The organism is Candidatus Streptomyces philanthi (assembly GCF_059553635.1).
This window is the reverse complement of sequence record NZ_JCANQV010000013.1, coordinates 1-26204: the sequence shown is the minus strand read 5'-3', so window position 1 is coordinate 26204 and position 26204 is coordinate 1. Positions and strand designations below refer to the sequence as shown.

Genomic DNA, 26204 nt, shown 5'->3' with positions numbered 1-26204 from the left:
GCCGGGTCCGTGCCGTACGGTGCGGGCCCGGCGTCCTGCCGTACGGTGACGGCGGAGCGCAGACCGTCCCAACGACTCCCCAAATCCCCCTGAAGCGGGAGAGGTTGACGCACCGCCCTGCCGACACTGGGGGCATGAACCAGCAGCACACCCACCCGTCCGGGACCGCCGCCCAGCCGCGGGCGGCGGTCCGGCCCGCGCGTCCGGTGGCGGAGACGGGCCGGCTCGTCGGCGTGGATCTCGCGCGCGGTGTCGCGATCTTCGGGATGTACGCGGCGCACGTCGGCCCCGACCCGTCGGCCGGCGGCCCCGGAGGCTTCCTCCTGGAGCTGTCGCACGGCCGGTCGTCCGCCCTCTTCGCCCTCCTGGCGGGCTTCTCCCTCGTCCTGCTCACCGGCCGTCCGCTGCCGAGAACCGGACGCGCGGGCCGGCAGGCCGTGGCGCGGGTCCTGGTCCGCTCCGCCGTCCTGCTGGCGCTGGGCACCGCGCTGACCATGGCCCGGACCCCGGTCGACGTCATCCTCGCCTCGTACGGCCTGTACTTCGTCCTCGCCCTGCCGCTGCGGCGGTTGCGTGCCGGGACGCTCGCGCTGATCGCGGCGGCCGGTGCGCTGGTGCTGCCGCAGGCGCTGTTCGCGGCGCGGACCGCGCTCGACAGCGCCGGCTGGACACAGGCGCTGACGGCCGCCGATCCGCTGGCCCGGATCAGCGGCACGGACGGGTTCACCGGACTGTTCCTCACCGGCGCCTATCCGGCGCCGACCTGGATGCCCTTCGTGATCGCCGGTATGGCGGTGGCGCGCCTCGATCTGTCGTCGGCCGCCGTACGGTGGCGGCTGGCCCTCGCGGGCGTGGTCCTGGCCGTCGCGGGGCACGGCGGGTCCTGGCTGGCGCTGCGCGCCGTCCCCGGTGCGGCCGCCACCGTGGACGCGACCGGGGACGGTTCCGGCCCGGCCCTGGCGGCCTGGTGGTCCGACGCCGTCGGCGATCCCGTGCACGCCCACCCGGCCTGGCTGCTGGTGGCCGCACCGCACAGCGAGACCACGTTCGCGATCCTCGGCAGCACCGGCATCGCCGTCCTCGTGCTGACCGCCTGCGTCACGGCCGCGGACACGCTCCACCGGGCACGGTGGCTCGCGGCGCCGGTCCTCGCGGTGGGCGGGATGCCGCTGACCGCGTACGTGGCGAACATCGTCGGCATCTGGGCGCTGCACATCGAGGAGGTTCCGGGCTCGCCGCCCGCGGTGCTGGCAGGCTTCTGCGGCGGGCTGGTCCTGCTGGCCGTCGTGTGGTCCCGGCACTTCCGGCGAGGACCCCTCGAACATCTGGTGCACCGCGCCACAGGGATCGCCCGGTACGTGCGGTAGCGGGGCGGCGGGCCGTAGCCGGTTCGCGCGCCGCCACGTGTCTCGCGTGAGTGCCGCCCCAAGGCCGACGGGAGGCGGCTCCCGCCTCCCCAGCCCAAAGGTTGTTCAGTCGACGCAGAACTCGTTGCCCTCGATGTCCAGCATCGGGACGCACGAGTCGGTGCCGTCGTACAGCGTCCGCACGTGTACCGCGCCGAGCCGGATCAGCCGCGCGCACTCGGCTTCCAGCGCGGCCAGGCGCTCCTCCCCCACGAGTCCGGTGCCGACCCGCACATCGAGGTGCACCCGGTTCTTGGCACTCTTCCCCTCGGGTACGCGCTGGAAGTACAGCCGCGGGCCCGCACCCGAGGGATCACTACAGGCGAACCACGCGTCCCGCTCCTCCGGCGGCTGCGTCTGCCGGAAGTCGTCCCACGTGGCGAACCCCTCCGGCGGCGGAGGAACGACGTACCCCAGCACGTCGCACCAGAAACGGGCGAGGCGCTCAGGTTCTGCGCAGTCAAAGGTGACCTGGAACTTCCTGATCTCTGGCATCGGCGCACCGTACCGCGCACCAAGGGGACCCCGCCGCTCTTTTCCCGGGGCGGATCCGCCCACCACCCGTCGCTTCGGGCCGCCTTGGGCACCAAGTGCCGCTACTTGTTCGCGTGGGTGCCCAGGTAGAACAGCAGGGCGAGGAAGGCGAGCAGCAGATGGCTGCCGGCGATGTAGATGAACACCCGCACGGAGGCGCCGCGTTCCTTCCAGCCCTCGTCGTCGGCGCGGGCACCGTCGGGGCCGCCGGGTGATGTGTCCTTGCTCATGACCGTCCTCGTTCTCTTCCGGGGCCCGTCGCCCCGGTCTCACGGTTGGCCGCGGGGTACGGCGCGGACCACCGTGCCGGTGTTCTCCGCGGAGGGCGGGCGCCGCTCCGTGCCGTACGTCTCATCGGGCGCCGGCCCGCGGGAGGACGAAGCCGACCCGTACGGTCTTGCCCCGGCCGTCGGCCGCGGTCGCGGCGCGGCGGCGCCGCCGGGGCAGGAACCGTCCCGGACCGGTCACGCCCGCCCCTTCCGCTCCGGCTCCTGGCCGCTCTCCCGGAGTTCGGCCAGCAGCTCGTTCTGCCCGGACAGCAGCTCGGTCAGTATCCGCCGGGCGGACGCGAGCAGTTCGGCGACGTCCCCGCCCGCCAGCTCGTAGATCACCGTCGATCCCTCGCGGGTGGCGCTGACGATGCCGAAGCGGCGCAGCACCGCCAGCTGCTGGGAGAGGCTGGACGCCTCGACCTCGATCGCCGTGAGCAGGTCCCGGACCGGCATCGGCCCGCCCTGGAGCAACTCCAGTACCCGGATGCGGACCGGGTGTCCCAGCATCCGGAACAGTTCCGCCTTCACCTGGTACAGCGGGATCTGCGTCTGCTTCACTGCCGTCCTTCGCTCCGCGGCGCGGCGTCCGGCGGCCGTCGGTGACCGCTCGGTCGCTCCGGCCGATGTACTCGCTGGGCCAACTGATGAATTGATGAATTCTTCAATTCTAGGCCACACGAGGGGGGCGGCGGACGCGCGCGGAGGCAGGTGACCTGGCCTCGGGGCCCCTTCCGACACCGGAAACAAACCGGGTCGCTGGTTTTGTGTGCGGGTGATCCTGCGCCTCGGCCGACGCACGTCGCCACCACAGGTCAGTCCCGTACAGCTTCTCCTCCCGACCGGCCCGTTCGGGCAGAGACAAGAGGCACGGCCCCGGCGTTCTCCACCGCTGGATATAAAACCAGCGAGTTGGTTTTATATCCCCATGACACCTCCCCCCTTACTTCCGTCACCCCCCGCCCGCAGCACGGTTCGCGCGGCCCGATGCCCGGCCCCCGCGGCCCGATGCCCGGCCCCCGCGGGCCGGCGGTCCGATCGGCGCGGCCGGTGACCCGGCAGGTGCGGTCCGAGCGGACCCGGCACGCGCTGATCCGGTCCGCGGCCCAGGCGTTCGACCAGTACGGCTACGCCCAGGCGAAGCTCACCACGATCAGCGCGGGGGCCGGGGTGAGCGCGGGGGCCCTGCACTTCCACTTCGACACCAAGGCCGCGGTGGCGGAGGCCGTCGAGGCCGAGGCCGTGCGCACATTACAGGCGCTCGCCGGCACCGTACGCCGGCAGAGCCCGGACGCCCTCCAGGCGCTCGTCGACACCACCCACGTCCTGGCACGGCAGCTGTGCCAGGACGTGGTCGTGCGGGCCGGCTTCCGGCTCAACTGCCATGCCGCCCGGCACACCGGAACGGATCTCCGCGAGGAGTGGGCGAGCTGTGTGAACGGTCTGCTGCACACGGCGCGCGAGGAGGGCGCACTGCCCCCGGAGGCGCAGGTGGAGGAGATGACGGCGACGGTGGTGGGCGCGACCGCCGGGTTCGAGGTCCTGGCGCGCGACGACCACAAGTGGCTCTCCCCCGATGCGATCACCGGTTTCTGGCGGACGCTGTTGCCCCGTCCGCCCGCGGGAGAGGCCGCGCGTCGCACGGACCCCGCCGGTACGCATCCGCTGACCCGGGCACACCGGCACGGGCGTACGCGCTAACGGACGCCCGGGTCACGACGCGGGGCGGCTCAAGGACGGAGAACCGATTCCCCTTCACTGCCGGACCGCTGGTGCGCGTGCCAGATGCGGGCGCCGCGGTCCGGGGCCGTGTCCAGCCGGGTGAGGACCCCGGGAACGGCGATGCCGGGCAGCAGGTGGTCGTAGAGCGAGGCGATCTTGGACTCCAGGCTGGCGTCCGACAGTGCCGAGTTGACGATCTCGACGCCGGTCCACGCACCGGTGAACAGCGCCGCGGTCTCGGCCGGCACGATGTGCGGCAGGACCTCGCCCTGCTCCTTGGCCGCCGCCAGCTGCCGGGCGAGGAAGTCGATCCAGCCGGGCCAGGACGTGCCGAACAGCTCACGCGCGCGCCGGTCCGCCGACAGCCGGATGGACGCGCTCAGAAGGGGCTCGCGCGGCAGGCGGTGCGCGAGGACCATGCCGACATCGACCCACTCCTGGAGCTTGGAGTCCTGGGGCATCACGCCCTCGGTGGTCAGGGCCTGGCCCAGCACGCCCCGGGCCAGGTCCTCCTTGGAGCCGAAGTGGAAGTACAGGGCTCCTTTGGTGACCCCGGCACGGGTCAGTATCTCGGCGATCGTCGCGGCCTCGTAGCCGCGTTCGTCGAAGACCGCGCCGGCCGCCTCAAGGATCGTGCGGCGGGTCTGGACCGCCCGTGCCTGCTGCGCCATCAGGACACCTCAATCGTGTGTTGCCCGTGCCGAACTCTTCGTGTCCCGGTGGACTGGGCGCTGAATTGTACGTATCGACGTCGACGCATTGAAAATAAAACCGGACAGTACGTATCTTAGCACCGCCGGACCCTCCGGCTCAGGATGCAGATCATTGCCCAGGGGAGATGCGTGCCGTGTTGCTGATGCCGAGACCTTCGGGCGGACCCGCGCCGCACGACGCACCACCGCTCCTGCCGGTCATGCCCTCCCCCGCACCGGTGCGCAAGGAACTCGTCCATCTGAGCTTCGACGAGTTCGTGCTCCTCACCGGCTGGGAGCGGCACGACGGCATGGAGTTCACGGTCTTCGCGCGGTGGCCCGCCGGTTTCGCCCGTACGGTTCCCGGGCTCGGCGTCCGGCACGAGTCGCTGGTCGTGGCGCAGACGGTGCGCCAGATCGGCCTGCTGCTCGCACACGCCGAGTTCGGCACGCCGATGGACCACGCGGCACTGCTGCGGAGGTTCGACTTCGGGCTCGACGCGGACTTCCGGCCGGAGCGGGACATGCCGACCGAGCTGGTCGTCCGGGTCGCCTGCCGGGAACACGGCCGCCGGGGCGCGCGCCTGACCGGACTGCATGTGGAGATGGACATCCGGACACGGGACGGCGCCCCGGTGGGCACGGCCGTCACGGAGTTCGAGTGGATCGTGCCCGCGGTGTACCGCAGGCTCCGGGGCGTCCACGCGGCCCCCGTGCGCGAGCAGCCGCCGCTGCCGGACCCGGTGGCGCCCGCGTCCGTCGGCCGTACGTCCGATGTCGAGGTGGTACTGGCGCCGGCGGACGGGCCGATGCGCTGGCGGCTGCGGTCCGACTTCAGCAACAAGGTGCTCTACGACCACGCCGTCGACCACACCCCCGGCCTGGTACTGATCGAGGCCGCGCACCAGGCGGCACACCTCGCGGTGCACGGCGGGCCGGGTGCGGCCGGGAAGGCGCCGTCGGGTGTGCTTCTGCCCAGGGCGGTGGAGACGGCGTTCGCCCAGTACGTCGAGTTCGACGCGCCGTGCTGGATCGAGGCGGCGGTCGACGGCGGGGCCGGGGACCCGCGCGGGCTGCGGGTCGTGGTGACGGGCCACCAGAACGGCAGGGCGGTCTTCAGGACGGAACTCGGCCGGTTCGGCAGCTGACGGCGGTCCGGGACGCGCGGGGAGCGGCGGACGGAACCCGGCGCCCGAGCCGTCCGGGCCGCTCCTCCCCCGTCCGCACCTCGCGTCACACCATCGTGAACCCGCCGTCCACCGGCACCACGACGCCGGTGACGAACGACGCCCGGTCGCTGCACAGCCAGGCCGCGGCCTCGGCGATCTCCTCGGCGCGGGCCGTACGGGCCTGCGGGGTGGCCGCGTGGAGTTCCGCCTCCAGGCCGGGGTTCCGCTCGAACCAGTCGGCGATGTTCTCGCTGCGCGTGGTGCCGGGCGCCACGCTGTTGACGCGGATGCCGCGGCCCGCGTACTCGGCGGCGGCCGCCCGCGTCAGGCCGGCCACGGCGTGCTTCGACGCCACATACGGCGCGGCGGCCGGAATGGACTGCAATCCGCCGACGCTGCTGTTGTTCACGATGGAGCCACCGCGGGGATTTTCCAGCATCACGCGGATTTCATGACGCAGACAATGCCAGGTGCCCCGCACATTGGTGTTCATGATGGAGTCGTAGACGGCGTCGTCCATGAGATGCAGGGGATTCTGGTCGCCGCCGATCCCGGCATTGTTGAACGCCGAATCCAGCCGCCCGAATTCCTCGACCGCACGGTCCACAGCTCGCCGGACATCGTCGGGCTCTCTGACATCCATCTCTTGGCACACCACCTCCGCTCCCTCTTTCCGCAGGTCAGCGGCGATTCCGACCAACCGGTCGGTACGCCGGGCGGCGAGGACGAGCGATGCGCCTTCCGCCGCGAAAACCTTGGCAGCTGCGGCCCCGATGCCACTGCTCGCCCCCGTGATCAGCACCACTTTGCCGGCAAGCAGCCCTTGTCTGCCGTTGGTCACGGCTTCTTTCATAGTCACGGGGCGCATTCTGCCACGCCCCACGAGAAGGACCTGACGTGGTGTCATACGGAGCGGCGGGGGACGGGAAAAGGACGCTCCCGGGCCGGAATTGAAGGGCCGCCGGTATTTGCCCCCGGGGAGGTGAAGCTGAATGTCCGGAGGGGGAAGCCGCCGACCAGCGATGCGGACCGTCTCGTGCGGGTGAGGCCGGCAGGGTGTGACGGCGCCGGCCTTTGGACCGTCGCTTCCCGTCAGGCCGCTCCGATCTCACGCGTGGCCTGCCGCCGCAGCTGCTTCTTGTCCGGCTTGCCGGTATCGGTCAGGGGCAGCGCGTCGACGAAGCTGATGGCGGCCGGTTCGTACATCGCGCCACGCTTCTCGCGGACCAGGTCACGCAGCTGCTGTGCGTCGATTCCGCTGCGGGGAACCGGGACGACGACGGCGTGCACCCGTTCCGTGCGATCGGCGTCACGGACGCCGAAGACGGCGCTCTGCAGGACGTGCGGATGGGAGTTGAGCGTGTCCTCCAACTCGGTGGTGTACACATGGCCGCCGACCACAACGATCAGGTCTTTGATCCGGTCGACGACCGTCAAGTAGCCCTCATCGTCGAGGAATCCGATGTCCCCGGTGTGCAGCCAGCCGTCCCGAAGGACCTCGGCGGTCAGCTCGGGCTGCTTCCAGTACTCCTTCATGAGCGTGGCGGAGCGAACGCAGATCTCGCCGTGCCCGCCCGTCGGCAGGGCACGCCCGGCCTCGTCACGGATCTCCACCTCCACCCCGGGCAGCGCCTTCCCCGCCGAGCGCAGCCGGTCCGGCCGCCGCGGATCGTGGTCCTCGGGCCAGAGCGCGCTGATTCCGCCCGCCTCGTTCTGGCCGTAGAACTGGAGCAGCACAGGACCGAAGCGCCGTACGGCGTCGGCTATGCGGGCGGGCGAGGACTGGCAGCCTCCGTAGGCGATGCTGCGCAGCGTGGAGGTGTCGCGGACACGCGCATCCGGGTGGTCCATCAGCTGGTAGAGCAAGGGCGGCAGGAGGAAGAGGTGGCTGATGCGCTGTTGTTCGATGGCACGGAGAACGTCGGCGGGATCGAACTTGTCGAGCAGGACGACGCGGCCACCGGCCCGGAGAACGGCGTCGGTGATCATTCCGGCGGTGTGGGCGAGGGTGGTGCACACCAGCAGCCGGGGCGCCTCCTCGTCGGCGTCGGCCGTGAACGACCGCGCCTGCTCATAAGTGGTGCAGATGCCCTTGGGGTGGCCGGTGGTGCCGCCCGTGTGGCGGATGGTGCACACATCGTGCGGCCGCGCCCGGCTCTGCAGCGGCTCGGAGGAGTACTCGGCCGCCAGCTCCAGCAGGTCCGTGCCCGTCTCTGCGGGGCCGAGCACGAGAACGGTCGGCACCGGGGCCCGCTCGGTGATCTCCATGGCCCGTTGCAGGTGTCCGGGATCCACGATCAGGGCACGGGTCTCGACATCGCGGACCATGGCGGCCTGGGACCCGGCCGAGAGCTTGTGGTACAGGTGATTGACCCGGCAGCCGATCAGGTTGGCCGCATAGCGTGCCGCGATCGCCTCCGGCAGGTTGCCGCACAGCAGCGTGACGGTGTCTCCGCGGTCGACGCCCTGGGCGCTCAGCGCCCGCGCCGTCCGGTGGACGAGATCGCGGAACTCACCTGCGGTGACCCAGCGCTCCTGGTGCAAAAGGATGTCGCGCCCCGGGTCGCTCCCCAACGCGTCGAGGTTCTCCTCGACGTAGGTGCGGAAGGTCTGGGTGGATGGTGACATGCTTGATTCCTCCTGATGGGCGACACGCGGTCCGGCGAACCGCCTCGGCGTGGATGTGGTTGCCGGCCTATGGGCCGGCCGGTGGCCAGGTCCCCCACCCGCACCGTCTCGGCGTCGCCGCCGGTGGCGGTGACCGGGCGGTCGCTCACCGAAGCCGTCGCCACTGCGGCGTGGTGGCCTTCGAAGTCCGCGACCGCCGGTGGGACGGCGTGGTCCGGTCGGCCCCTCCCTGGGCGGCGAAGCTCCCTGGCCCGCGCCGGGCCGCACGGAGGGGCGTTCGAGCCGGAGCGCGGCACCCTGACCGCCACCCGGGTGCCCGGCGTTGCCATGGAGGAGGCGGACGCGGGCCAGGTGAGGACCAGGGGGCCGAGCGTCGGAAGGCGTCGCCCTACGCCGGCAAGCGCCGGACACCACGGACCGGGCCCGCCACCTCCGGTCGCGTGGCGTGCTGCTTCGCTGGCCATGTCCTGCTCACGCGTGCGCTGTGTGAGCGGCCACGGCGTCGATGATCGCGGGCCAGAGTTCCCGTGGTCGGTCGTGGCCCATGTCGGAGAGCAGGATCAGTTCCGCGCCGGGCACGAGTTCGGCTGTTCGCTTCCCTCCGCTCGGGTCGATGAGGGTGTCGTCGAGGCCGTGGATCACGAGGGTCGGGACGGTGAGGGAGGTGAGTGCTTCGGCGCGCGACCCTGCGAGGATCACCGCTCCGAGCTGACGGCCCGTGCCCGCTGGGTAGTACGCGCGGTCGTAGCTCCGGGCGGCGAGGTCTCGGATGGCTTCGACATCGGTGTAACGCCGGGACGCCCAGACGGCTTCTTTCTCGGACGCGTTGATGTATCCGGCACGGTCCGCGGGCTTGGGGCTGAACAGCACCTGCTGGGCTGCGGGACGGGGTTGTCCGTATGCGGGCTCGCCGGTGGAGGACATCATGGAGGTCAGGGTGGAGCACCTCTCGGGGTGGGTGATCGCCATGGTCTGAGCGATCATCCCGCCCATCGACGAGCCGAAGATGTGGGCGCGGGTGATCCCCATGGCGGTGAGCAGGCCCAGGCCGTCGTCGGCCATGTCCTGCAGCGTGTAGGGGATCATCGCTTGAGCGGCGGGGATGTTGCCGGCGCTCACGGTCTCGATGAACCGCGTCATGTCGACCGGATGAGCGTCGAACTTGGTGGACAGACCGCAGTCGCGGTTGTCGTAGCGGATCACGTAGCGCCCTCGTGTGGCGAGCATGTGGCAGAAATCCTCGTGCCAGGAGATCATCTGGGCTCCGAAGCCCATGACCAGCAGGACCGGAGGATCGGCGGGGTCACCGAAGGTGTCGTAGGCGAGGGAGGCCCCGGAAGGGACGTCGGCGATGGGCATGATTACTCCTCGTGAACGTGGTGCCGGTCGCGTCGCCCTGGCGGCTGGGGGCGTTTGATCTTTACGTCGTCCAAGCAGGTCGTGGTGGTTTTCAGGTGCTTGAACGGGATCTTTTCGGATGTCAGACGGTCGATCGCCATGACTTCGGCCTCCACTGCGGCGAGTTCGTCGGCCTCGGCAGCGGTGTCCGCGTCGACTCCCATGCGACAGCGGAACGTGAATCTGGTCAGGGTCGGTGTATAGGTGAAGGTTCCGTCCTCGGTGAAGGCCGCGAACTGCAGGTCATGTTCGTGCTGCTCGGCGAGCAGCCGTGTGCGGAGCGGCTGTTCGAGCCGATCGAACCGGCCTGCCACCTGAGCTCTGTATGTCCTCACTGTCATGTCTGCCATACCTTGGTGAGTTGCTGGGTTGCTGCTTCGTTCGTTCTGCTGACCGGATGCGGGAGGGAAGGGCATGGCGCGGGTGCCCGCGCTGTGCGCTGATCTCGGGGTGTGTCGATACGGCCCGCGTCCGTTCGCGGTGACCGGCAATCTCCGGCCCGGGTGTCCGGCGGAGCGTGCCGGTCACTGGCCTTGGCCGTGGTAGGCGTGGCGCGGCAACAGGAAGGTGAGCACGAACGCGACCAGAACGAGGCCGGCGCTCACGTACATCGCCGTCGAGGCGGCGTCGCGGAACGCCCCGATGTGCGTGCGGGCGGCGGACGTGCCCAGGTAGTGGAAGAACGTCGTGCCCAGCAGTGCGATGCCGAACGCCCCGCCCAGCTGCTGCACCGAGGTCAACGCGCCTGAGGCGGAACCGGCCTCACCGGCGTTGACACCGGCGAGAACGATGTTGAAGAACGGGGCCATCGTGAGTCCCATCCCTACTCCCAGCAGACCCAGGGCAGGTGCCATCGAGACAATCCCGATGCTGTCGCCGGCCAGGTGCAAGGTGAGCGCGAAGCCACCGAAGCCGGCCATGGTCATTGCCTCGCCGAGGAACATCAGCCGGCGACCGAGTCGAACATTCAGCGGCCGGGACACGACGAAGCCGATGATCATTCCCAGCGCCTGGGCGAGCGTCGCCAGACCCGCTGTGAACGGGGAATAGCCGAGGCCGACCTGGGCCAGGAGCGCGAACACCACCGAACAGCCCATCAGCGCACCGAAGAGCATGAGACCGGTTGCCAAACCCGCGGTGAACGCCGGCTTGGCGAACAACGACGGCGTGATCAGTGTGCTCCGGCCCGACCGCTGGCGGAAACGCTCGGCAACTCCGAAGACACCGAACAGCCCGAGCCCGCCGGCCATCGACAAGTAGGTCCACCACGGCCACCCGAGTGCGCGTCCCTGGATGAGCGGGTAGATCAGCATCACCATGGCAGCCGAGGCGAGCGTGCCGCCGACCAGGTCGAGCCGCCCACCACCGGGCCGGGACGCCGGGAGGAGTACGAGACCAGCGAGACCGGCGCACACGCCGACCGGCACATTGATCGCGAAGATGGCCCGCCATGACCAGCCGAACAGGTCGAGGCCGATGAGCCAACCCGCCAGGATCGGGCCCGCCACCGCCGACAGTCCCATCACCGGACCGAGCACGCCGAACGCGGTCCCGGCTTCCTTCGGCGGGAACATTTCCTTGATCATCCCGAGTCCTTGCGGAATCATCACCGCGCCGAACAGGCCCTGCAGCGCCCGGGAGGTCAGCAGCGTCGCGGCGTCCGGCGACAACGCGCACGCCAAGGACATCACGGTGAAGCCGGTCATGCCGATCATGAACATCCGACGACGGCCGAACACATCACCGAGCCGTCCGCCGATCAGCAGGCCCGCGGCCATGGCGATCGTGTACGCGGCACCCAGCCACTGGATCAAGGTCTGCCCGCCGCCCAGGTCACGCGTGATGCTCGGGCCCGCGACCGAAGTGACCAGCGAGTCGAGATTGTCCATCACCTGCGCGGCGAGGATCACCCACAGGGCGCGCCAGCGCAGCGGGTAGGCCGTCGCAGACGCGGACGCCGAGGTATGCCCCTCGGCGGAGACCGTAGTCATGTCTTCCTCAGATCTAGACGAGAACACTATCACGAACATTGATCGTGAAATCAACGAACAGTGTTCTTCGCGAACAGTGTTCGTGTCAACTATGCTTCGCTCATGCCCCCCAAGAACCCGCCCCGCAAGGCGGTGCGCCCGCCCGGCACTCCCGCCCGCGACCCAGCGCGGCGACACCACCGCGCCCTTGGCCGAGACGCGATCGTCCAGGTGGCCCTCCAGCTCGTCGACACCAAGGGAATCGACTCGGTCTCGATGCGGAACGTCGCGGCAGAGTTCGACACCGGCCCCGCGAGCCTCTACGTCTACTTCGACAACAAGGACGCGCTACTGCACGCTGTGCTCGACCATGTCCTCGACCAGATGCCGATACCCGAGGGCGAGGACTGGAAGACCATGTTGCGCAACCACGCCCACACCAGCCGCGCCCTGCTGGCCCGCCACAACGATCTGGCCCGGCTGACGTTCGCTCACATCCCCAACAGTCTGCGCATGTTCGACGCCGCGGAGGCGCTGCTCAAGAGCATGATCGAGTCAGGTGTGCCGCCTCGTGCCGCCGCATGGGCCCTCGACCACCTCTCCGTCCATGTCGCGAGCACTGTTTACGACGCCTACCTCAAACGGAAGCGCTTCGGTGACGGCAGCGACCGCGACCCCGAAGAGCTCCGCGCAGCCCAGTTCGTCGCCGAGGTCGGCCGGGCCTTCGCCGCCACATCGCCCACACGCTTCCCCTACCTGATCAAAAACGCGGACGCCCTCATGGCCGGGACCCAGGACGACCGCTTCGCCTTCGGTATCGACACCCTCATCGCCGGCCTCGCCGCGCACGACAGGTCCGCCCTCACGCCCGGCGATCACATGATCGAGCGACCTCGTCCGTGACAGTGGTCCACCCGCCCCCGGCGGGACGGCGCCACCGGTTGCTTCGCCGGGCGACCGCCGCGAACGCGACCCCACGGCCGATCGAGTAGGGCTGTCCACACCTCCACCCGGAAGCCGAAGAGCCTCGTCGGCCACCTGCCCTGCCGCAGTCGGCGTCGATGCGGACCATGCCTGCCGAGCTGGTCACGACGGCCGACCGGGAACGGCACTACGGGCGCCGTGCCGACGGGTCCTGGCGGCCGCCGGCCTCGACGGCCGAGCGCGAGGCACGCCCGCCGGCCCGCGGCGGACGGGCGCGAAGGCACCGGCTCACTCCGGACGGCCCTGTACCTTCCCGGCATCCGGAAATTGGTTAGGAAAGTTTCCTGTTGCTCTCTCGACGCCTCTCCCGGTGCGCGCTAGCGTCCCAGCGTCATGGCACGTGCATGACGGATGTTCCCGGTAAGCGCACATCAGGGCGGAGCGGCACGGCGCGCTCCGCCCGTGTCCCGAGGAGGAGCATGCTTCGTCCGTCCCGTCGTCTCGTCATGGGCGCCGCCGCCTGCGCGGCCGCGCTCGCCACCGTCCCGGCGATGCCGGCCACCGGCTGGTCCGTCTCCCCCGCCCCCACCGCGGCCGTCCGGGGTGAACCGTGGACCGGGCAGTTCACCGGGTACGACTCCGCGTCCTGGAAGAAGGCGTGGGGCACGGCCTCGAAGGGTGCCTGGGGCCGGTCCGAGCTGAAGAAGATCGGTGACTCCGGCGCCGGGGACGGCTCGGCGCTGCGCGTCACCTACGGCGCGGGCTCCTCCGCGCCCTCCTGCTCCAACTGCCCCAACCCCGGCGGCGGCCAGTTCTACACCCAGCTCAGCGCCATCGGCCGGTCCGATCTGGCCGACTCCACGACCCTCGACCTCAAGTACAGCGTGAGGTTCCCCCGTGGTTTCGACTTCGGCAAGGGCGGCAAACTGCCCGGCCTGTACGGCGGCACCATCGGCGAGGAGTCGGGTGGGAACCACGGCAACGGCTGGTCGACCCGCTTCATGTTCCGCGCCAGGTCCAGCCCCAACGAGGGCGAGGTCTACCTCTACACCCCGACCAACTCCGGCCCCACCGGCTACGGGGTCGATGTCGGGCTCGGCACGTGGAAGTGGGTCGCGGACGGCGGCTGGCACACCGTCGAGCAGCTCGTCAACCGCAAGACCGGTGACATCACCGTCTGGTACGACGGCAAGCAGGCGCTCCACGCCGAGCGGACGGCCACCGGCATCTCCGGCATCCCGTTCGGCGGGGTGTTCTTCTCCACCTTCTTCGGCGGCCACGACACCAGCTGGGGCCCGAAGCACACCGAACACGCGGACTTCGCGGACTTCTCCCTGTCCACCGCGGTCCAGCACTGAACGCCCGGCCCACGGCCGCGTCCCGGTCGTCCCCGGAGCGCGGCCGTGCCGGGCGGGTCAGACCTCTGCGGCGGCCGTCCACCGTATCCGGGTCGCGCACAGGGCGACGAGGAGCGCGGCGGCGGCCACCGCGGCCATCCCCCACACCAGGCTGCCCGCGCCGGCGATGAAGCCGATGACCGGGGGCCCGGCCAGCAGGCCCGTGGTGCCCATGGCGGCGACCAGGGCCAAGGCGTCCGGGCCCTGCCGTGCCGCGGCCACATAGACGCAGGGGGTGACGGCGGCGATGCCGAGGCCGACGCAGGCGAAGCCGATCAGGGCCGGTACCACGCCGCCGGCCAGGAGCGCGAACGCCAGCCCGGCGCCGGCCAGGACGCTGCCGGTGCCGACGACACGGCCGTCGCCCCACCGGGCGCGCCAGCCGTCGGCGAACAGGCGGGCCAGCACCATCATGCCCGAGACGACCGCGATGCCCAGGGGCGCGACCTGCGGCGCGGCGTCGGCCACGTCCTTCATGTAGAGGGTCGACCAGTCGTTCATGGCGCCCTCGGCCACGGTGCCGAAGACCATCGCGCACCCCATCCACAGCGTCACCCGGGACGGCATGGTCATCCTGCGCCGGGTCTTCTCCTCCTGGGGCCGGTCCTCCGTCAGCAGTCCGGGGCGGGCGACTGCGGCCAGGGCGAGGATGACGACGGCGCCCGCACTGAAGTGCGCCGTCACGGACGGCGTCAGCGCGGTCATGCCGGAGGCGAGGAGGGCGGCACCCAGCGAGCCGGCGCTGAACACCGCGTGCAGCCTGGCCATGGCGGTGCGCCCGTGGCGGGCCTCCAGCGCGGCGCCCTGTGCGTTCATCGCGACGTTCAGACAGCCGACGCCCAGCCCGTCGAGGCACATCACCACGAGGGCGGCCGGGTAGTTCGGCGCGGCGGCCAGGGCGAGCGGGACGAGCCCCAGGAACACGGTCGACGCGACGGCGAGGTGCCGGGAGCCGAGGCGCCGCATCAGCACGGTGACGAGGGGGAACGAGACGGCCGCCCCGACACCGCAGGCCATCAGCAGCAGGCCCAGTTCGGCCTCGCTCAGCGCGAGTTCGGTCTTGATGGCGGGGAGCCGGGCGGCCCAGGTGGCGTACTGGAACCCCAGCGCGCAGAAGAGTGCCGCGATGGCGGGCAGTGACCGGCGGAAACCGTCGCTACCGGGCGACATGTGCATCAACCTACTTCGTCTTCCAGGGGTGATCCGGGCAGGGGGCCGGTGAGCGGGGCGGGTACCGCGGCGGACATGTAGACGGCACCGGTGCCGTAGCTGTCCGGGAGCGGTACGTCCCGGTGGGCCAGGTAGCCGTTCGCGGCCCAGAAGGTCTCGCTGCCTCCGACGGCGATGAGGGAGAGGTGCGCGTACCCCTTGGTCCGGGCGGTGGCGGTGAGGTGGCGCAGGAGGTGCCCGGCCAGTCCTCTGCCGCGCAGGTCCGGTGCGATGACGAGGTCGTGCAGATGCAGGTTGCGCGAGTGGAAGGCGGTGTCCTCCGCGCGGTCCAGGTCCGGGCCGTGGAAGGGCGGGTAGGGCAGGGCCAGCAGGTAGCCGGCGAGCCGCCGCCCGTGGTCGAGGACGAAGCAGGTGCTGGGTGACGCCTCGGCCCGCGACCGCAGCGCGGCCCGGTCCTCGGACAGTCCGAGGGGCGTGTACGTACGGGCCTCCAGCGCGGTGATGGCGTCCCAGTCGCCGTCGGCGATGCGGCGTACGCGGATGTCGTGGCTCATCTACTGCGGTCCTCCCGCGACGGCACCGGTGTCCGGTGCCCGGTAGGGCGGGCCGCCCCGTCCGGTGCGCTCGCCGTGCACCCAGGTGTACGGGAGCGGGCCGAAGCCGTTGAAGCCCACGGTGGTGTAGCTGGTGCTGTAGGCGCCGCAGGACAGGACCCAGACCGGGTCCCCGGAGGCGGCCCCGGCGGGCACGCGGACGAGGGCGCGGCCCTGGCCGTAGGCGTCGTCGCTGTCGCAGGTGGGGCCCGCGACGACGGCCGGGACGTGGTCCCCGTCGCCGTGGGTGGGGAAGTGCAGCGGGTACTGGAGCGCGTCGGTCTCGTACAGTCCGTTGAACTTGCCGCAGCTGAGGTACAGCCAGTGCTCGCGTGTGCCGCCGAGTTGCCGGCGGGTGGAGAGCCGGGCGACGTGGGCCCTGATGGCGCCGTGGTCGGCGACGAGGTGGCGTCCGGGTTCCATGAGGAAGTCCAGGGGGACGGCCGAGGTCCGCCGCAGGTGTCGCATGCCGTCCCGGATCACCGCGAAGATCTTGTCGAGGGGCGGGTCGAGGGGGCTGCCGTGGCGGTCGAGGCAGCCGAGGGCCGGGAGGCCGCCGCCGAGGTTGATGTGGTCGGGGTGGATGCCGCGCCTCGCGAGGGCGGTGACGACGTCGGCAAGGCGGTCGATCGCGTCGCTCCATGCCTCGGCCGTCATCTGCTGCGAGCCGACGTGCACCGAGAGGCCCGACGGTGTCAGGCCCGCGTCCCGCGCCGTCTCCAGCACGCGGACGGCGTCGGCGGGCGCGCACCCGAACTTGCGGCTCAGGCCCCACAGGGCGCCCGCACCGTCGGTGGCGACCCGGCAGAACACCCGCGCGCCGGGGGCGTGGGCCGCGACGGCCCGTACGTCCTCGGCGCTGTCGGTCGCGAAGTCCCGGATGCCGAGGAGGTGGGCCTCGGCGATGTGGTGGTCGGACTTGACGGTGTTGCCGTAGTGGATGCTGCGGGCGGGCGCGCCCGCGCGCAGGGCCTGGGCGATCTCGTGGGGGCTGGCCGCGTCGAAGCCCGCGCCCTGCCGGGCCAGGCAGGCGAGCACTTCGGGTACGGGGCACGCCTTCATGGCGAACCGTACGGAGACGCCGGGAAGTTCCCGCAGCAGTGACGCGTACCGCTCCTCGATCCCGCCGAGGTCGAGGACGAGCTGGTCCTCGGTGGCGGCGGCCAGGGCCGTGCGCAGTGGTGTGGTGAGGTACATGGTGGTTGCCCCGGGTCCGGCTACGGGTGGACGGGTGTGGTCCGGCTCGCCCGCATCAGCGGCTCCCACGCCTCGATGAGCCGCGCGAAGTCCTCCATGTCCTGGCGGGCCTCGTCGAGCAGTCTGCGGCGGCGTGGTGCGAGGGACGCGGCGAACGCGGCGTAGCGGCCTTGGAGGGTGCGGTAGGAGCGTTCGATGACGTCCAGCCGTTCGGTGTTCTCGTCGGTGTCGAGGCGGGTGCTCTCCCACACGAGGTCGGCGACGCGGGAGGCGCGTACCTGGTGCGTGGCGTCGAGGAGCGTGCCGCCTGCGCGGGCCATGCCGTCGTAGACGTCGTTCAGGTAGAGCATCGACAGGAAGAACTTGGTGAACCGCAGGTGGTAGGCCATGAAGCCGGCGTCGGTGCGCCGCTCGCCGGTGTAGAAGTTCACGATGTTGCGGTTGTGGAGGACGCCTGGCAGGGCGGCGTCCTGGACCAGGTGCATGAGGAAGTAGTCGCTGCCGATGGTGTCGGTCGCGGGCGGCAGCGGTACGCGCTCATGGACCTGGTGGAAGCTGATGTTGCACATGTCGACGCGCATGGGGTCGACGAGGGTCAGCAGCGAGCGGTCGCCGGTGAACGGTGCGGTGCCCGCGCCCTTGAAGGACTCCTCGACCAGTTCCCGCTTCTTCTCGGGCGGCCAGGCGGCGGGGGCCCACAGGCTGACGACGTCGTGGTGGACGCCGGGGTCGAGCCGCTGGATCTCGCCGATGTCGACGGACAGTTCGCCGATGAAGGAGCTGCCCACCATGACGACCGGCTTGCCGGCGTGGGACGCGTCGAGGTCGGTCTCGCCGACCCCGCCCGCCGCGTCGGCGGCGCGCTTGCCGAGCGAGGTGAGTTCGTGGTGGATCGGGTAGACGGGCTCGCCGTCCAGGACCTGGTAGCGGCTGTCGGAGTCCCTGCGGTGGACGGAGGCGCAGCCGAGGGCGCGGGCGAGGAGGAAGGCACGGTTGGTGCAGGCGCCGTAGGAGAGGGCGTCGGGGAGCATGAGGTCGAGCGTCAGCTCCGGTTTGACGACTCCGGCGCGGGCGATCACCCGGCTCAGGAAGCCGCGCTGCGCGGTTTCGTCGAGATGGTGCACGCGTACCCGCGGCACCGGGGAGATCCGCCGCAGGGCCTCGGCGTGTTCCGCGAAGGACCGGGGGCCGGAGGAATCCAGGATCAGTACGTGCACCTCGACGTCGAAATTCCGTGCGGCATACGCGGCTTCGTCGTGGAGGGCGTGGACCATGGGGGTGCACGCGCGGTTGGTGGGCAGGGTCAGGCAGATGGAGCGCATCGCGGTTCTCCCGTTCACCGTTCGGTGTCGTTCCCGTTCCAGGACGTGAGCCCCAGCAGCTTTTCTCCCAAGGCGTTCAGCGTGGCCGTGCCGTAGCGCAGGGATTCGTGCCGGACGGCGTCGCCGAGCAAGGTCGCGTTCCAGTCCGGTGTGCTCAGCCGGCGCCAGGATTCGACGCGGGAATTCCGCAGTTCCCGATGGGATTCCAGGGCGGGCATCATCGACAGGTACTGGACGGCGCGGACACCGTTCTCCGAGGTGTTGGGCGCCACGCCGTGTGCCAGCATGCCGTTCCAGATCAGCAGGTCACCCGCCTGCAATTCGGGCCGGACGACGGGGAATTCGGCGCGGTCGGCGCGGGGCCTGACGGGGTCGCGGTCGGCCGGCTGATCGAGCTTCCAGCGGTCGAAGTGGTGGAAGAGTTCGGGCGAGCACTGGAATCCGCCCTGCTCGGCGCTGGTGTCGTTGAGGGCGATGATGCCCTGGACCCGCTGCGGCAGCACGCTGAGTGTGGAGTCGACGTCCCAGTGGAGGGTGATGTCGAAACCGCGTTCCGTCGGCGCGATGAGCGCGCGGTCGCGGTTCTTGACGTTGGGCGGATTCAGGTTGAGGCGGTCCAGGGTCACCCACAGTTCTTCGCAGTCCCAGACGTCGGCGAACGCGTCGTACACCCGCTGGTTCTGCCGGCTGTCCCAGATCAGCTGGTGGTGGTACGCCTCGACGAATCCGTAGACGTACAGATCGCGGTCCAGGTCCGAGCGGAAGGTGCGCTCGGGGTACCAGGTTTCCGGGCGGTCGGGGTCGAGTCCCTGGAATTCCCAGGCGAAATCGAGGAGGCGCTGCGCCGAGGCGGCGGGAATCGCCTCCTTGACCACGACATATCCGTAGGTCTGCCAGAAGGTGAAGTCCTCTTCGGACAGTACGCGCAGGGGACGCGATTTCCGGATGTCCTTCAGCGGTGTCCGTGCCAGATAGGACTCGCCGTCCGCGCTGAAATAGGGGACGTCCGATGCGGCTCGGTACAGATATCCGTCGGGGGTGGGCATGGGGTGACTCCAGAACGTGGACGTACTGCGGGTGGAGAAGGGCCGGCCGCTCCCCCGTGGCTCCCGGGCGGGAGGCGGGGACGGTGTCCACCGGTGCGTCGGCACGACCGGTTCGTCGTGCGACGCGAGGGGGCCGGGCGTCCGGAGCGGGGGTTCGGGCATGCGCCCTGACCTGCCCGTCCGGGAGGGAGGCAGTGCGGGGGTACGTCATCGCGGTACGGCGCGACGACGCGGTGTCGGAGAACGGGGGTGGCGGGGGGTGGCCGTGCCGCGTGGGTCCGGGGCGTACGCCTGGGGGTGTCACGCTCCGGGCCGCGGGCCCTTGGCGGGGATGGCGACGTCACGGCATCCGTGACGGGGCGGCACAACAGGGGTGCGGCGGGGCGTCGTTGCCCACGCCGGGCGGTGGTCGGTTTCCGTGGATCTCTGTGGCGGCGGAGCCGGTCCTACCTCCTTGTACTCGACGCCCATCACAGGTCGTGGAAACCCAGGTGGACTTGCGGTGCCGCTCGGCAGGCTCACTCGTCCGGCAAGGAACCACGCCGGGTTTTCGACCTTGCCGAACACGCTTTCCCCAAGATGGACTAGACCAACTTTCGGTGTCAACCTTCCGCTTGGAGATCCGGGGAGGCGCGGGGCGCGAGGGCACCTGCGGTGACCGAAAAGGTACGGAGGGAAGGGAAGCTGCCGGTGTTCGGCGGGGCAGTCTTCGCGGAGGGCCACTGCGGGGGGGGTACGGCGCGGCAGGGGCTTCGGCGGCTGGACGGTGTGGTGAAGTCAGCCTGTTTGCAGGGGCGTTCCACGTGCTCAGGGAGTAACTCCGCCGGATGCGCACGTCGACCGCGCGGTCAGGACGGAACCGGCGGCGGCGCCGAAGGCATGACCGAGCCGGAGGGAGTGGCTCGACCGGCGGGAAGACACGCCCCGCACTTCCCCGCCAGAAGACGCACGAAGGGGGCGGCCCGCCCTCGGACCGCCCCCTCCCGTCACGCGGCGCCCGTGAGGACCTCCGCCGCGGCGATTCCCGAGACGCGGGTGGCGCCGTGTGTGGCCAGGTGGACGGCGCCGGGGCGGTCGCCCACGGGAACGCCCATCTCGACCACGAGGGCGTCGGGGCGGTGGCGCACCAGGCTGGCGAGTGCCTGCGCCATCCAGCGGTGCCGGGCCGCGTCACGGACGACGACGACCAGTTCCCGGCCGGCCGCGGGGGCGAGCGCCGAACGCTCCAATGTGTCGTCCGACCCGGCAAGTTGGGACTCGTCGATGCGGACGGAGGTGGTTCCGGGGCGGAGGGCGCACAGCGGGTCGGCGACGCCCCAGGGGGTGCGGGCGTCGACGGCGAGGCTCATCGTCGGGGCCAGTTCGACGACGTGCGGGGCGCCCGTCAGGGGCAGGTCGGTGCGGGCGCCGGGCTGCTTGTGGACGCGTACGGCGCGGCGGGCCGCCACCAGGCCGATGTCGGCGGTGTCGGCCGCGGGCTCCGCGCGCCGGGCGAGTTCCGCGGACCAGCCGGCGAACTCCCGTACGCGGGAGGCGGCGTCGGCGAGGCGTTCCTCGGGGAGGGTGCCGTCGAGGACGGCGCGTTCCAGGGCGGTGGCGAGTCCGGCGGTCGTGGACTCCTCGGCGCTCTCGCCGCCGACGCACACGGCGTCCGCGCCGGCGGCGACCGCCCGGACGGTGGCACCGGTGATGCCGTAGCGGTCGGAGACGGCGCCCATCTCGATGCCGTCGGTGACGACGAGGCCGGTGAAGCCGAGTTCGCGGCGGAGCAGGTCGTGGATGATGCGGGGGCTGAGCGTGGCGGGCAGTTCGGCGTCGTGGGCGGGGACGAGCATATGGGCGGTCATGACGGTGCGGACACCGGCCTCCATCGCCGCGGTGAACGGCGGCAGGGCGACCTTGGCGATGGTGTCGGCGTCGGCGGTGAACCGCGGCAGGTCGTGGTGGGAGTCGACGGTGGTGTCGCCGTGGCCGGGGAAGTGCTTGGCGCAGGCGGCGACGCCCGCGGACTGGAGGCCGCGGATCCAGGCGGCGGTGTGGCGGGCGACGAGGTCGGTGCCGGCGCCGAAGGAGCGCACGCCGATGACGGGGTTCATCGGGGCGGAGTTGACGTCGGCGCTGGGCGCGTAGTCCAGCGAGACGCCGATGGCGCGCAGCCGGCGGCCGATGTCGCGGGCCACCCGTTCGGTGAGGTCGGTGTCGTCGATGGCCCCCAGGGCGAGGTTGCCGGGCCAGGAGGCGCCGGTGTGCACTTCGAGGCGGGTGACGTCGCCGGCTTCTTCGTCGATGGCGACGATCAGTTCGGGGTTCTCGGCGCGCAGGGACGCGGTGAGCGCGGCGACCTGTTCGGGGCTCTCGATGTTGCGGCCGAAGAGGACGACGGAGGCGAGGCCGTCGGCGATCCTGCGGCGGACCCAGTCCGGTGCGGTGGTGCCCACGAACCCCGGTTGGAGTACGGAGTTGGCCAGCCGTGCGAGTTCCGGGCTGCTGCTTGCCATGAGGGACCTCCGAGGGGGCGAACGGACGGGTGCGGGGCCGGCCGGCCCGGTCGGCCGCGGCGGCGTTGGTGCAGTCCAGGCGGATATTGGCCTGTACCAATCCGGGATGTCAAGGCATGAGGAAATGGTGATTTGGTGCAAAATGGCAGGTGGGGACGGGATTTGGCGCGGCCCCTCGCCGCTCCCGTACGGCCGGTTCCGGGGCCCGTCTCACTGGGTCGGGAGGCGCACCGAGTAGAGGGAGGGCGTGTCCAGCCGGCGGGAGACGAGCATCGCCCCGGTGACCGCGAGGAGCAGCGGGACCATCAGCGCGTCGGCGGTACGGGTCAGCTCCAGCGTCAGCACCACCGCGGCCACGGGTGCCTGCATGGCGGCGGCGAGCACGGCCGCGGCCCCGATGACCGCGAAGCCCGCGGGCGCGCCCGGCCACAGCAGTGACCAGCCCTGCCCGGCGAGCGCCCCCAGCAGCGCGCCGGTCGCCACGGTCGGGGTGAACAGCCCGCCGCTGGCGCCGCTGCCCAGGCTCCCGGCGGTGGCCGCGGGCTTGAGGAGGAGCAGGGCCGCCAGCGCGGGCGCGGCGAGCTGCGCCCCGAGTGTGAGCTGCACGATGTCCTTGCCGTTTCCCAGCAGTTGCGGGTACGGGACGGCGAGGGCGCCGACCACGGTGAACACCAGCAGCGGTACGACCGGTCGTGCCCGGCCCGAGGGGCGGTGGGTGTGGGCGATCCGGATCATCCGCACCCAGCCGACCGCGACCAGTCCGGCGACGGGTCCGATCGCCACGGCGAAGACGGTCAGCGAGGGCGTCAGCGCCACGGCGGGCATGTGGTACGTGGGCCCGGTGGGGAGTGCGGTCCAGGAGACGGCGGTGGCGACGCAGGAGGTGGCGAGGGCGGGCAGCGCCAGCCGCAGCGACAGGCTGCCCAGCATCACCTCCAGCGTCAGCAGTGCCCCGCCCAGGGGCACGTTGTAGACGCAGGCCATCCCGGCTCCGGCGCCGCAGGCGGCGAGCAGCCTGCGGTGCGCGGCGCCCAGGCCGGCGCCGTCGGCCAGCCGGCCGGCGAGTGCCGCGCCCGCGAGCCGGGGCGCCGCCTCCCGTCCGAGCGAGGCGCCCATGCCCACGATCACCACGGACAGTACGGCGGTGCCCAGGCTCCGCCGCAGCGGCAGCCGTCCCTCGTCCCGCCACAGTGCCGCGCTCACCTCGGAGCCGCCGGGGCCGGTCCACCACCGCAGGAACCACCAGCCGGCACCGGCCACGGCGCCCGCGGCGGCCAGGGCCGTCACCCGGTGGGCGGCCCCCGTGTGCTCGACCCCGGCGAGGAAGCTTCCCGAGCCGTAGGAGTAGGTGGCATGGGCGACGGCCTCCAGCAGCAGCATCAGGGCGGTGCCCGCGAGGCCGGCCAAGACGCCGGTGGCGACGATCAGCGCCCAGAACCGTGTGGTCAGCGCGGGGGCGTCGGCGGGTGCGACGAGGTTCGGCTGCTCCACCGGTCCGCGCGGGGCGGTCCGCCCCGTACTGCCCTTCCGCTGTCCGTCGCCCACCGCACGCCTCCGCTCGGTCCACGGGTCATCGTTCCCCCGGCCGGACCGTGCGGGCCGGAGCCCGCCCCGCGTGTCGCTCCCTATGCCCCGGTACGTCAACCGTGTGGAACGTCCGTCGCCCGTACCGCCGCAGGTCCACGCCTTCCCGGCGCCCGGCGGCGCGCCCGCGGTACAAGGGGTGGCGGGGTGAGGGCACGGCGATGAACCGGGACACGCGATGGGTGCGGGACGCGTCGGTGGCCGTGGCGGACCTGTTGGTCACCGCCGTGTCGGCGACGGGCGCGGTGCTGCTGCACGCGCGCTGGCTCGCGGGGGCAACGGGTCTGTGGGCGGTGCTGACGGTGCGCCAGGGGTGGCTGGCGGTACGGGAGTGCCGGCGGGTGGGGTCGGTGGCGGACGAGCGGTGAGCGGTCCGGCCGCGCGCCTCGTGTGCCCTTCCGGTCGTTTCCGTGCGCTCGGTGGCGGTGCGTACGGTCGCGCGCTCTGCCCCTTCGCCTCTTCAGCGGGGCGCGCGGATACGGAACGGTGGTGTCCGGCCGTACCACGAGCCGGGTACAGGACGTTCGCGTGCGCTGCGCGCCGGCGTGGACGGGGGGCGAACCGAAATCCGTGCGCCGTGGAGCGCGCAACACCGGCGCGCGGCATGTTGACGCGCCACTTATCGGACGTTGAACGCCCCCGTGCACCCTGTTTTCTCGTCGGCACGACAGAAAGACAGGAGCACCAGTGCTCGCAGAACGCCTCTCGGTGACCGTTCATGCCTCCGATCCCCTGAGCCGGGCCGGGGTGATCAACCATCTTCAGCACGAGCCGGCCCTCGATGTCCGCCAGAGCCGGTTTCCCGGCGCGGAGGCCCCGCAGGCCCCGTCCTCAGGACCGTTCGCAGCGGTGGCCGTGCTGATCGTCGACCGGCTCGACGATCTCGCCACCGCGGAGCTGCGCCGGCTGACGCGCGGCGAGCGGCGGGTGGTGCTGATCGCCCGCGAACTGCGCGAACCGGAACTGATGAATGTGGTGGAGTGCGGGATACGGGCCATCCTCTGGCACCACCAGGCGACCCCCCAGCGCCTGGTCCAGGCGGTGCGCAGCGCCGCGCGCGACGAGGGCGAGCTGCTGCCGGACCTGACCGGCCGGCTGCTGGCGCAGGTCGGCAGGTTGCGGCGCTCGGTGGTGAAGGCGCCCGACGGCGCGGTGGTGCCGACGCTCGGCATGGCGCCGCGTGAGGTCGATGTGCTGCGGCTGGTCGCCGACGGGATGGGGACCCGGCAGATCTCGGAGCGGCTGTCGTACTCCGAGCGGACGGTCAAGAACGTGCTGCACTCGCTGATGACACGGTTGCAGTTGAACAACCGCGCGCACGCCGTCGCGTACGCGCTGCGGGAGGGCTACATCTCATGACGCACGCCGGTACGCGGGACACGGGAGGCCGGTGTGATTGACGAGGTCGACGAGGCCGTGCGGCGGCTGCTGCGCGGCGGGGCCCTGCCGGACGGGCTGGGAGAGGTCGCGTTCGAGGCCCCGACCCGTGAGTGGGCGGCGCGCCGCACCACCCCCACCCTCAACGCCTATCTCTACGACATCCGCGAGGAGGTGGCGCGCCGGGAGCGCGGCACGTTCGTGGAGCGGGACGCGGAGGGGGTGGCGGTGCGCAGACGGCGGCCGCCGCGCTGGTTCCGGCTGTCGTACCTGATCACGGCGTGGACGAACCGGCCGCAGGACGAGCACCGGTTGCTCTCGGGCGCGCTGGCGTGTCTGCTGCCGCACGACGTGCTGCCGGCCGCCGCGCTCCCCGAGGTGCTCTCCACGCTGCGGGCGTCGCTTCCGGTGTCCGTCGCGGTGCCGCCCGCGGAGTCGCGCTCGCTGGCGGACATCTGGTCGGCGCTGGGCGGAGAACTCAAGCCGTCCCTGGACCTGGTGATCACGGTGCCGTTCCCGGTGACCCCGTCGTTCCCCGTCGCCCCGCCCGTCACCCACGGCACGGTCGTCGTCCGCGACCGCCACGCGGAGGCGGACGACGTACGGCCCCGCATGCTGCGCACCGGTCCCGGCGGCGGGACGGACGGATGAGCGGCCGGCACGACGACGCGGCGGAGGACCTGCTGGTCCGGCTGGCCGGGCTGCGCAAGCGGGTGGCCGATCTGGTCGAGGTGCGCAGCGCCGACGACCCGACGGCCGGGGACCCGCTGCGCGGGCTGTATGTGACACCGGAGCGGGCCCGGGAACTGGCGGCCGGTGCCACCGGCGGCGGGTACCGGGCGGGGCCGCCGGACGGCACCGGCCCGGACGGCCCCGGGGGCGGCCGTTTCGCCCCGCTGGTCAGGGAGTTCGGCCTGTCGGACCTTGACGCGCACCTTCTGCTGTGCGCCCTGGCCCCCGATGTGGACCGGGGCTTCGAGCCGTTGTACGGCTATCTCAACGACGACGTCGGCCGGCGCCGCGCCACGGTCGGCCTCGCCCTGGACCTGGCGGGCACCGGCCCGTACGAGGCGGCGGCGCGGGCCCGGTTCCATCCGTCCGCCCCGCTGCGGGCCGGCGCGCTGGTGGCTGTCGCGGAGGAGGACCGCCCGCTGCCGGGGCGGGCCCTGCACGTTCCGGAGCGGGTGATCGCCCACCTCCTGGGGGACGACGCGCCGGACCCGGAGCTGGCCGCCCACGAGGTGGAGGTACTGCCGCCCGGCCGGGCGGAACCGGCGGGGGGTTTCGCGGCGCGGCTGGGGGCGTTCC

24 protein-coding genes and 1 pseudogene are annotated in these 26204 nt (G+C 71.7%); 9 read left to right on the top strand and 16 right to left on the bottom strand.

Going from position 1 to position 26204, the window contains the following annotated elements; translation table 11 throughout:
- The first annotated feature begins 134 nt into the window (after nucleotides 1-134).
- On the top strand, nucleotides 135-1367 hold the full coding sequence (locus AC51EU_RS03680) for a DUF418 domain-containing protein (protein WP_496265160.1): 1233 nt from the start codon (nucleotides 135-137) through the stop codon (nucleotides 1365-1367).
- 105 nt (nucleotides 1368-1472) lie between these two features.
- Here AC51EU_RS03680 and AC51EU_RS03675 read toward each other — a convergent pair whose 3' ends face one another.
- The 3 genes from AC51EU_RS03675 to AC51EU_RS03665 all read right to left on the bottom strand — a co-directional run bounded on the left by AC51EU_RS03675 (nucleotide 1473) and on the right by AC51EU_RS03665 (nucleotide 2770).
- Nucleotides 1473-1901, bottom strand: a complete 429-nt coding sequence (locus AC51EU_RS03675; protein ID WP_496265159.1) for a VOC family protein — start codon at nucleotides 1899-1901, stop codon at nucleotides 1473-1475.
- A 101-nt stretch (nucleotides 1902-2002) separates the two neighbouring features.
- The gene (locus tag AC51EU_RS03670; RefSeq protein WP_496265158.1) at nucleotides 2003-2170 is read right to left on the bottom strand and encodes a DUF6126 family protein; all 168 of its coding nucleotides are present in this window, start codon (nucleotides 2168-2170) and stop codon (nucleotides 2003-2005) included.
- A 234-nt stretch (nucleotides 2171-2404) separates the two neighbouring features.
- A complete protein-coding gene (locus AC51EU_RS03665) occupies nucleotides 2405-2770 on the bottom strand; it encodes an ArsR/SmtB family transcription factor (RefSeq protein ID WP_496265157.1) in 366 nt (121 codons plus the stop codon).
- A 489-nt stretch (nucleotides 2771-3259) separates the two neighbouring features.
- Between AC51EU_RS03665 and AC51EU_RS03660 the strand changes: the two genes are divergently transcribed.
- The gene (locus AC51EU_RS03660) at nucleotides 3260-3910 is read left to right on the top strand and encodes a ScbR family autoregulator-binding transcription factor (RefSeq protein WP_496265156.1); all 651 of its coding nucleotides are present in this window, start codon (nucleotides 3260-3262) and stop codon (nucleotides 3908-3910) included.
- 29 nt (nucleotides 3911-3939) lie between these two features.
- Here the strand turns inward: AC51EU_RS03660 and AC51EU_RS03655 are convergent, their stop codons facing one another.
- Entirely contained in the window at nucleotides 3940-4602 is a 663-nt protein-coding gene (locus AC51EU_RS03655; protein ID WP_496265155.1) for a ScbR family autoregulator-binding transcription factor, read from the bottom strand.
- Between the two features lie 242 nt (nucleotides 4603-4844).
- On the opposite strand from AC51EU_RS03655, the gene AC51EU_RS03650 reads away from it, so the two are divergent.
- The gene (locus tag AC51EU_RS03650) at nucleotides 4845-5771 is read left to right on the top strand and encodes a ScbA/BarX family gamma-butyrolactone biosynthesis protein (protein WP_496265154.1); all 927 of its coding nucleotides are present in this window, start codon (nucleotides 4845-4847) and stop codon (nucleotides 5769-5771) included.
- Nucleotides 5772-5856: 85 nt separating this feature from the next.
- Here AC51EU_RS03650 and AC51EU_RS03645 read toward each other — a convergent pair whose 3' ends face one another.
- From AC51EU_RS03645 to AC51EU_RS03625, 5 genes are all read right to left on the bottom strand, one after another.
- A complete protein-coding gene (locus AC51EU_RS03645) occupies nucleotides 5857-6645 on the bottom strand; it encodes an SDR family NAD(P)-dependent oxidoreductase (RefSeq protein ID WP_496265174.1) in 789 nt (262 codons plus the stop codon).
- Nucleotides 6646-6884: 239 nt separating this feature from the next.
- The gene (locus AC51EU_RS03640) at nucleotides 6885-8420 is read right to left on the bottom strand and encodes an AMP-binding protein (RefSeq protein ID WP_496265153.1); all 1536 of its coding nucleotides are present in this window, start codon (nucleotides 8418-8420) and stop codon (nucleotides 6885-6887) included.
- Nucleotides 8421-8891: 471 nt separating this feature from the next.
- Nucleotides 8892-9779: an alpha/beta fold hydrolase gene (locus AC51EU_RS03635; protein WP_496265152.1), complete on the bottom strand. Its 888-nt coding sequence runs from the start codon at nucleotides 9777-9779 to the stop codon at nucleotides 8892-8894.
- Nucleotides 9780-9781: 2 nt separating this feature from the next.
- The gene (locus AC51EU_RS03630; RefSeq protein ID WP_496265151.1) at nucleotides 9782-10159 is read right to left on the bottom strand and encodes a DUF6204 family protein; all 378 of its coding nucleotides are present in this window, start codon (nucleotides 10157-10159) and stop codon (nucleotides 9782-9784) included.
- Nucleotides 10160-10342: 183 nt separating this feature from the next.
- Nucleotides 10343-11809: an MFS transporter gene (locus AC51EU_RS03625; RefSeq protein WP_496265150.1), complete on the bottom strand. Its 1467-nt coding sequence runs from the start codon at nucleotides 11807-11809 to the stop codon at nucleotides 10343-10345.
- 102 nt (nucleotides 11810-11911) lie between these two features.
- Here AC51EU_RS03625 and AC51EU_RS03620 point away from each other — a divergent pair, with 102 nt between their 5' ends.
- A complete protein-coding gene (locus tag AC51EU_RS03620) occupies nucleotides 11912-12691 on the top strand; it encodes a TetR/AcrR family transcriptional regulator (protein ID WP_496265149.1) in 780 nt (259 codons plus the stop codon).
- Nucleotides 12692-13191: 500 nt separating this feature from the next.
- Entirely contained in the window at nucleotides 13192-14070 is an 879-nt protein-coding gene (locus tag AC51EU_RS03615; protein ID WP_496265148.1) for a polysaccharide lyase, read from the top strand.
- 57 nt (nucleotides 14071-14127) lie between these two features.
- Here the strand turns inward: AC51EU_RS03615 and AC51EU_RS03610 are convergent, their stop codons facing one another.
- The 7 genes from AC51EU_RS03610 to AC51EU_RS03580 form a co-directional block, all read right to left on the bottom strand.
- Nucleotides 14128-15279 (bottom strand): MFS transporter, encoded by a 1152-nt coding sequence (locus AC51EU_RS03610; RefSeq protein ID WP_496265147.1) that lies wholly within the window; start codon nucleotides 15277-15279, stop codon nucleotides 14128-14130.
- 5 nt (nucleotides 15280-15284) lie between these two features.
- A complete protein-coding gene (locus AC51EU_RS03605) occupies nucleotides 15285-15833 on the bottom strand; it encodes a GNAT family N-acetyltransferase (RefSeq protein WP_496265146.1) in 549 nt (182 codons plus the stop codon).
- Nucleotides 15834-17069: a type III PLP-dependent enzyme gene (locus AC51EU_RS03600; protein WP_496265145.1), complete on the bottom strand. Its 1236-nt coding sequence runs from the start codon at nucleotides 17067-17069 to the stop codon at nucleotides 15834-15836. It abuts the gene before it with no gap.
- 20 nt (nucleotides 17070-17089) lie between these two features.
- Nucleotides 17090-18391, bottom strand: coding sequence for a DUF6271 family protein (locus tag AC51EU_RS03595; RefSeq protein ID WP_496265144.1), 1302 nt, complete (start codon nucleotides 18389-18391; stop codon nucleotides 17090-17092).
- Nucleotides 18392-18405: 14 nt separating this feature from the next.
- Nucleotides 18406-19437: a phytanoyl-CoA dioxygenase family protein gene (locus AC51EU_RS03590; RefSeq protein ID WP_496265143.1), complete on the bottom strand. Its 1032-nt coding sequence runs from the start codon at nucleotides 19435-19437 to the stop codon at nucleotides 18406-18408.
- A gap of 986 nt (nucleotides 19438-20423) precedes the next feature.
- Entirely contained in the window at nucleotides 20424-21935 is a 1512-nt protein-coding gene (locus AC51EU_RS03585) for a glycoside hydrolase family 3 protein (RefSeq protein WP_496265142.1), read from the bottom strand.
- Nucleotides 21936-22145: 210 nt separating this feature from the next.
- Nucleotides 22146-23480 carry a chloride channel protein gene (locus AC51EU_RS03580; protein WP_496265141.1) on the bottom strand — a complete coding sequence of 445 codons (1335 nt, stop codon included), beginning with the start codon at nucleotides 23478-23480 and terminating at the stop codon, nucleotides 22146-22148.
- A gap of 200 nt (nucleotides 23481-23680) precedes the next feature.
- Here AC51EU_RS03580 and AC51EU_RS03575 point away from each other — a divergent pair, with 200 nt between their 5' ends.
- From AC51EU_RS03575 to AC51EU_RS03560, 4 genes and pseudogenes are all read left to right on the top strand, one after another.
- Nucleotides 23681-23887 (top strand): hypothetical protein, encoded by a 207-nt coding sequence (locus AC51EU_RS03575; RefSeq protein ID WP_496265140.1) that lies wholly within the window; start codon nucleotides 23681-23683, stop codon nucleotides 23885-23887.
- A 319-nt stretch (nucleotides 23888-24206) separates the two neighbouring features.
- The gene (locus AC51EU_RS03570; RefSeq protein ID WP_496265139.1) at nucleotides 24207-24878 is read left to right on the top strand and encodes a helix-turn-helix transcriptional regulator; all 672 of its coding nucleotides are present in this window, start codon (nucleotides 24207-24209) and stop codon (nucleotides 24876-24878) included.
- Between the two features lie 33 nt (nucleotides 24879-24911).
- The gene (locus tag AC51EU_RS03565; RefSeq protein ID WP_496265138.1) at nucleotides 24912-25547 is read left to right on the top strand and encodes a Pvc16 family protein; all 636 of its coding nucleotides are present in this window, start codon (nucleotides 24912-24914) and stop codon (nucleotides 25545-25547) included.
- Nucleotides 25544-26204, top strand: a pseudogene (locus tag AC51EU_RS03560) (ATP-binding protein); the annotation flags it as partial. The gene AC51EU_RS03565 and the pseudogene AC51EU_RS03560, both read left to right, overlap by 4 nt.

Bases quoted from the DNA above. Each gene is read 5' to 3' on its own strand.
- AC51EU_RS03680 (WP_496265160.1), top strand. From the start codon at position 135: ATGAACCAGCAGCACACCCACCCGTCCGGGACCGCCGCCCAGCCGCGG.
- AC51EU_RS03675 (WP_496265159.1), bottom strand. From the start codon at position 1,901: ATGCCAGAGATCAGGAAGTTCCAGGTCACCTTTGACTGCGCAGAACCT.
- AC51EU_RS03670 (WP_496265158.1), bottom strand. From the start codon at position 2,170: ATGAGCAAGGACACATCACCCGGCGGCCCCGACGGTGCCCGCGCCGAC.
- AC51EU_RS03655 (WP_496265155.1), bottom strand. From the start codon at position 4,602: ATGGCGCAGCAGGCACGGGCGGTCCAGACCCGCCGCACGATCCTTGAG.
- AC51EU_RS03650 (WP_496265154.1), top strand. From the start codon at position 4,845: ATGCCCTCCCCCGCACCGGTGCGCAAGGAACTCGTCCATCTGAGCTTC.
- AC51EU_RS03645 (WP_496265174.1), bottom strand. From the start codon at position 6,645: ATGAAAGAAGCCGTGACCAACGGCAGACAAGGGCTGCTTGCCGGCAAA.
- AC51EU_RS03640 (WP_496265153.1), bottom strand. From the start codon at position 8,420: ATGTCACCATCCACCCAGACCTTCCGCACCTACGTCGAGGAGAACCTC.
- AC51EU_RS03635 (WP_496265152.1), bottom strand. From the start codon at position 9,779: ATGCCCATCGCCGACGTCCCTTCCGGGGCCTCCCTCGCCTACGACACC.
- AC51EU_RS03630 (WP_496265151.1), bottom strand. From the start codon at position 10,159: ATGACAGTGAGGACATACAGAGCTCAGGTGGCAGGCCGGTTCGATCGG.
- AC51EU_RS03625 (WP_496265150.1), bottom strand. From the start codon at position 11,809: ATGACTACGGTCTCCGCCGAGGGGCATACCTCGGCGTCCGCGTCTGCG.
- AC51EU_RS03620 (WP_496265149.1), top strand. From the start codon at position 11,912: ATGCCCCCCAAGAACCCGCCCCGCAAGGCGGTGCGCCCGCCCGGCACT.
- AC51EU_RS03615 (WP_496265148.1), top strand. From the start codon at position 13,192: ATGCTTCGTCCGTCCCGTCGTCTCGTCATGGGCGCCGCCGCCTGCGCG.
- AC51EU_RS03610 (WP_496265147.1), bottom strand. From the start codon at position 15,279: ATGTCGCCCGGTAGCGACGGTTTCCGCCGGTCACTGCCCGCCATCGCG.
- AC51EU_RS03605 (WP_496265146.1), bottom strand. From the start codon at position 15,833: ATGAGCCACGACATCCGCGTACGCCGCATCGCCGACGGCGACTGGGAC.
- AC51EU_RS03600 (WP_496265145.1), bottom strand. From the start codon at position 17,069: ATGTACCTCACCACACCACTGCGCACGGCCCTGGCCGCCGCCACCGAG.
- AC51EU_RS03595 (WP_496265144.1), bottom strand. From the start codon at position 18,391: ATGCGCTCCATCTGCCTGACCCTGCCCACCAACCGCGCGTGCACCCCC.
- AC51EU_RS03590 (WP_496265143.1), bottom strand. From the start codon at position 19,437: ATGCCCACCCCCGACGGATATCTGTACCGAGCCGCATCGGACGTCCCC.
- AC51EU_RS03585 (WP_496265142.1), bottom strand. From the start codon at position 21,935: ATGGCAAGCAGCAGCCCGGAACTCGCACGGCTGGCCAACTCCGTACTC.
- AC51EU_RS03575 (WP_496265140.1), top strand. From the start codon at position 23,681: ATGAACCGGGACACGCGATGGGTGCGGGACGCGTCGGTGGCCGTGGCG.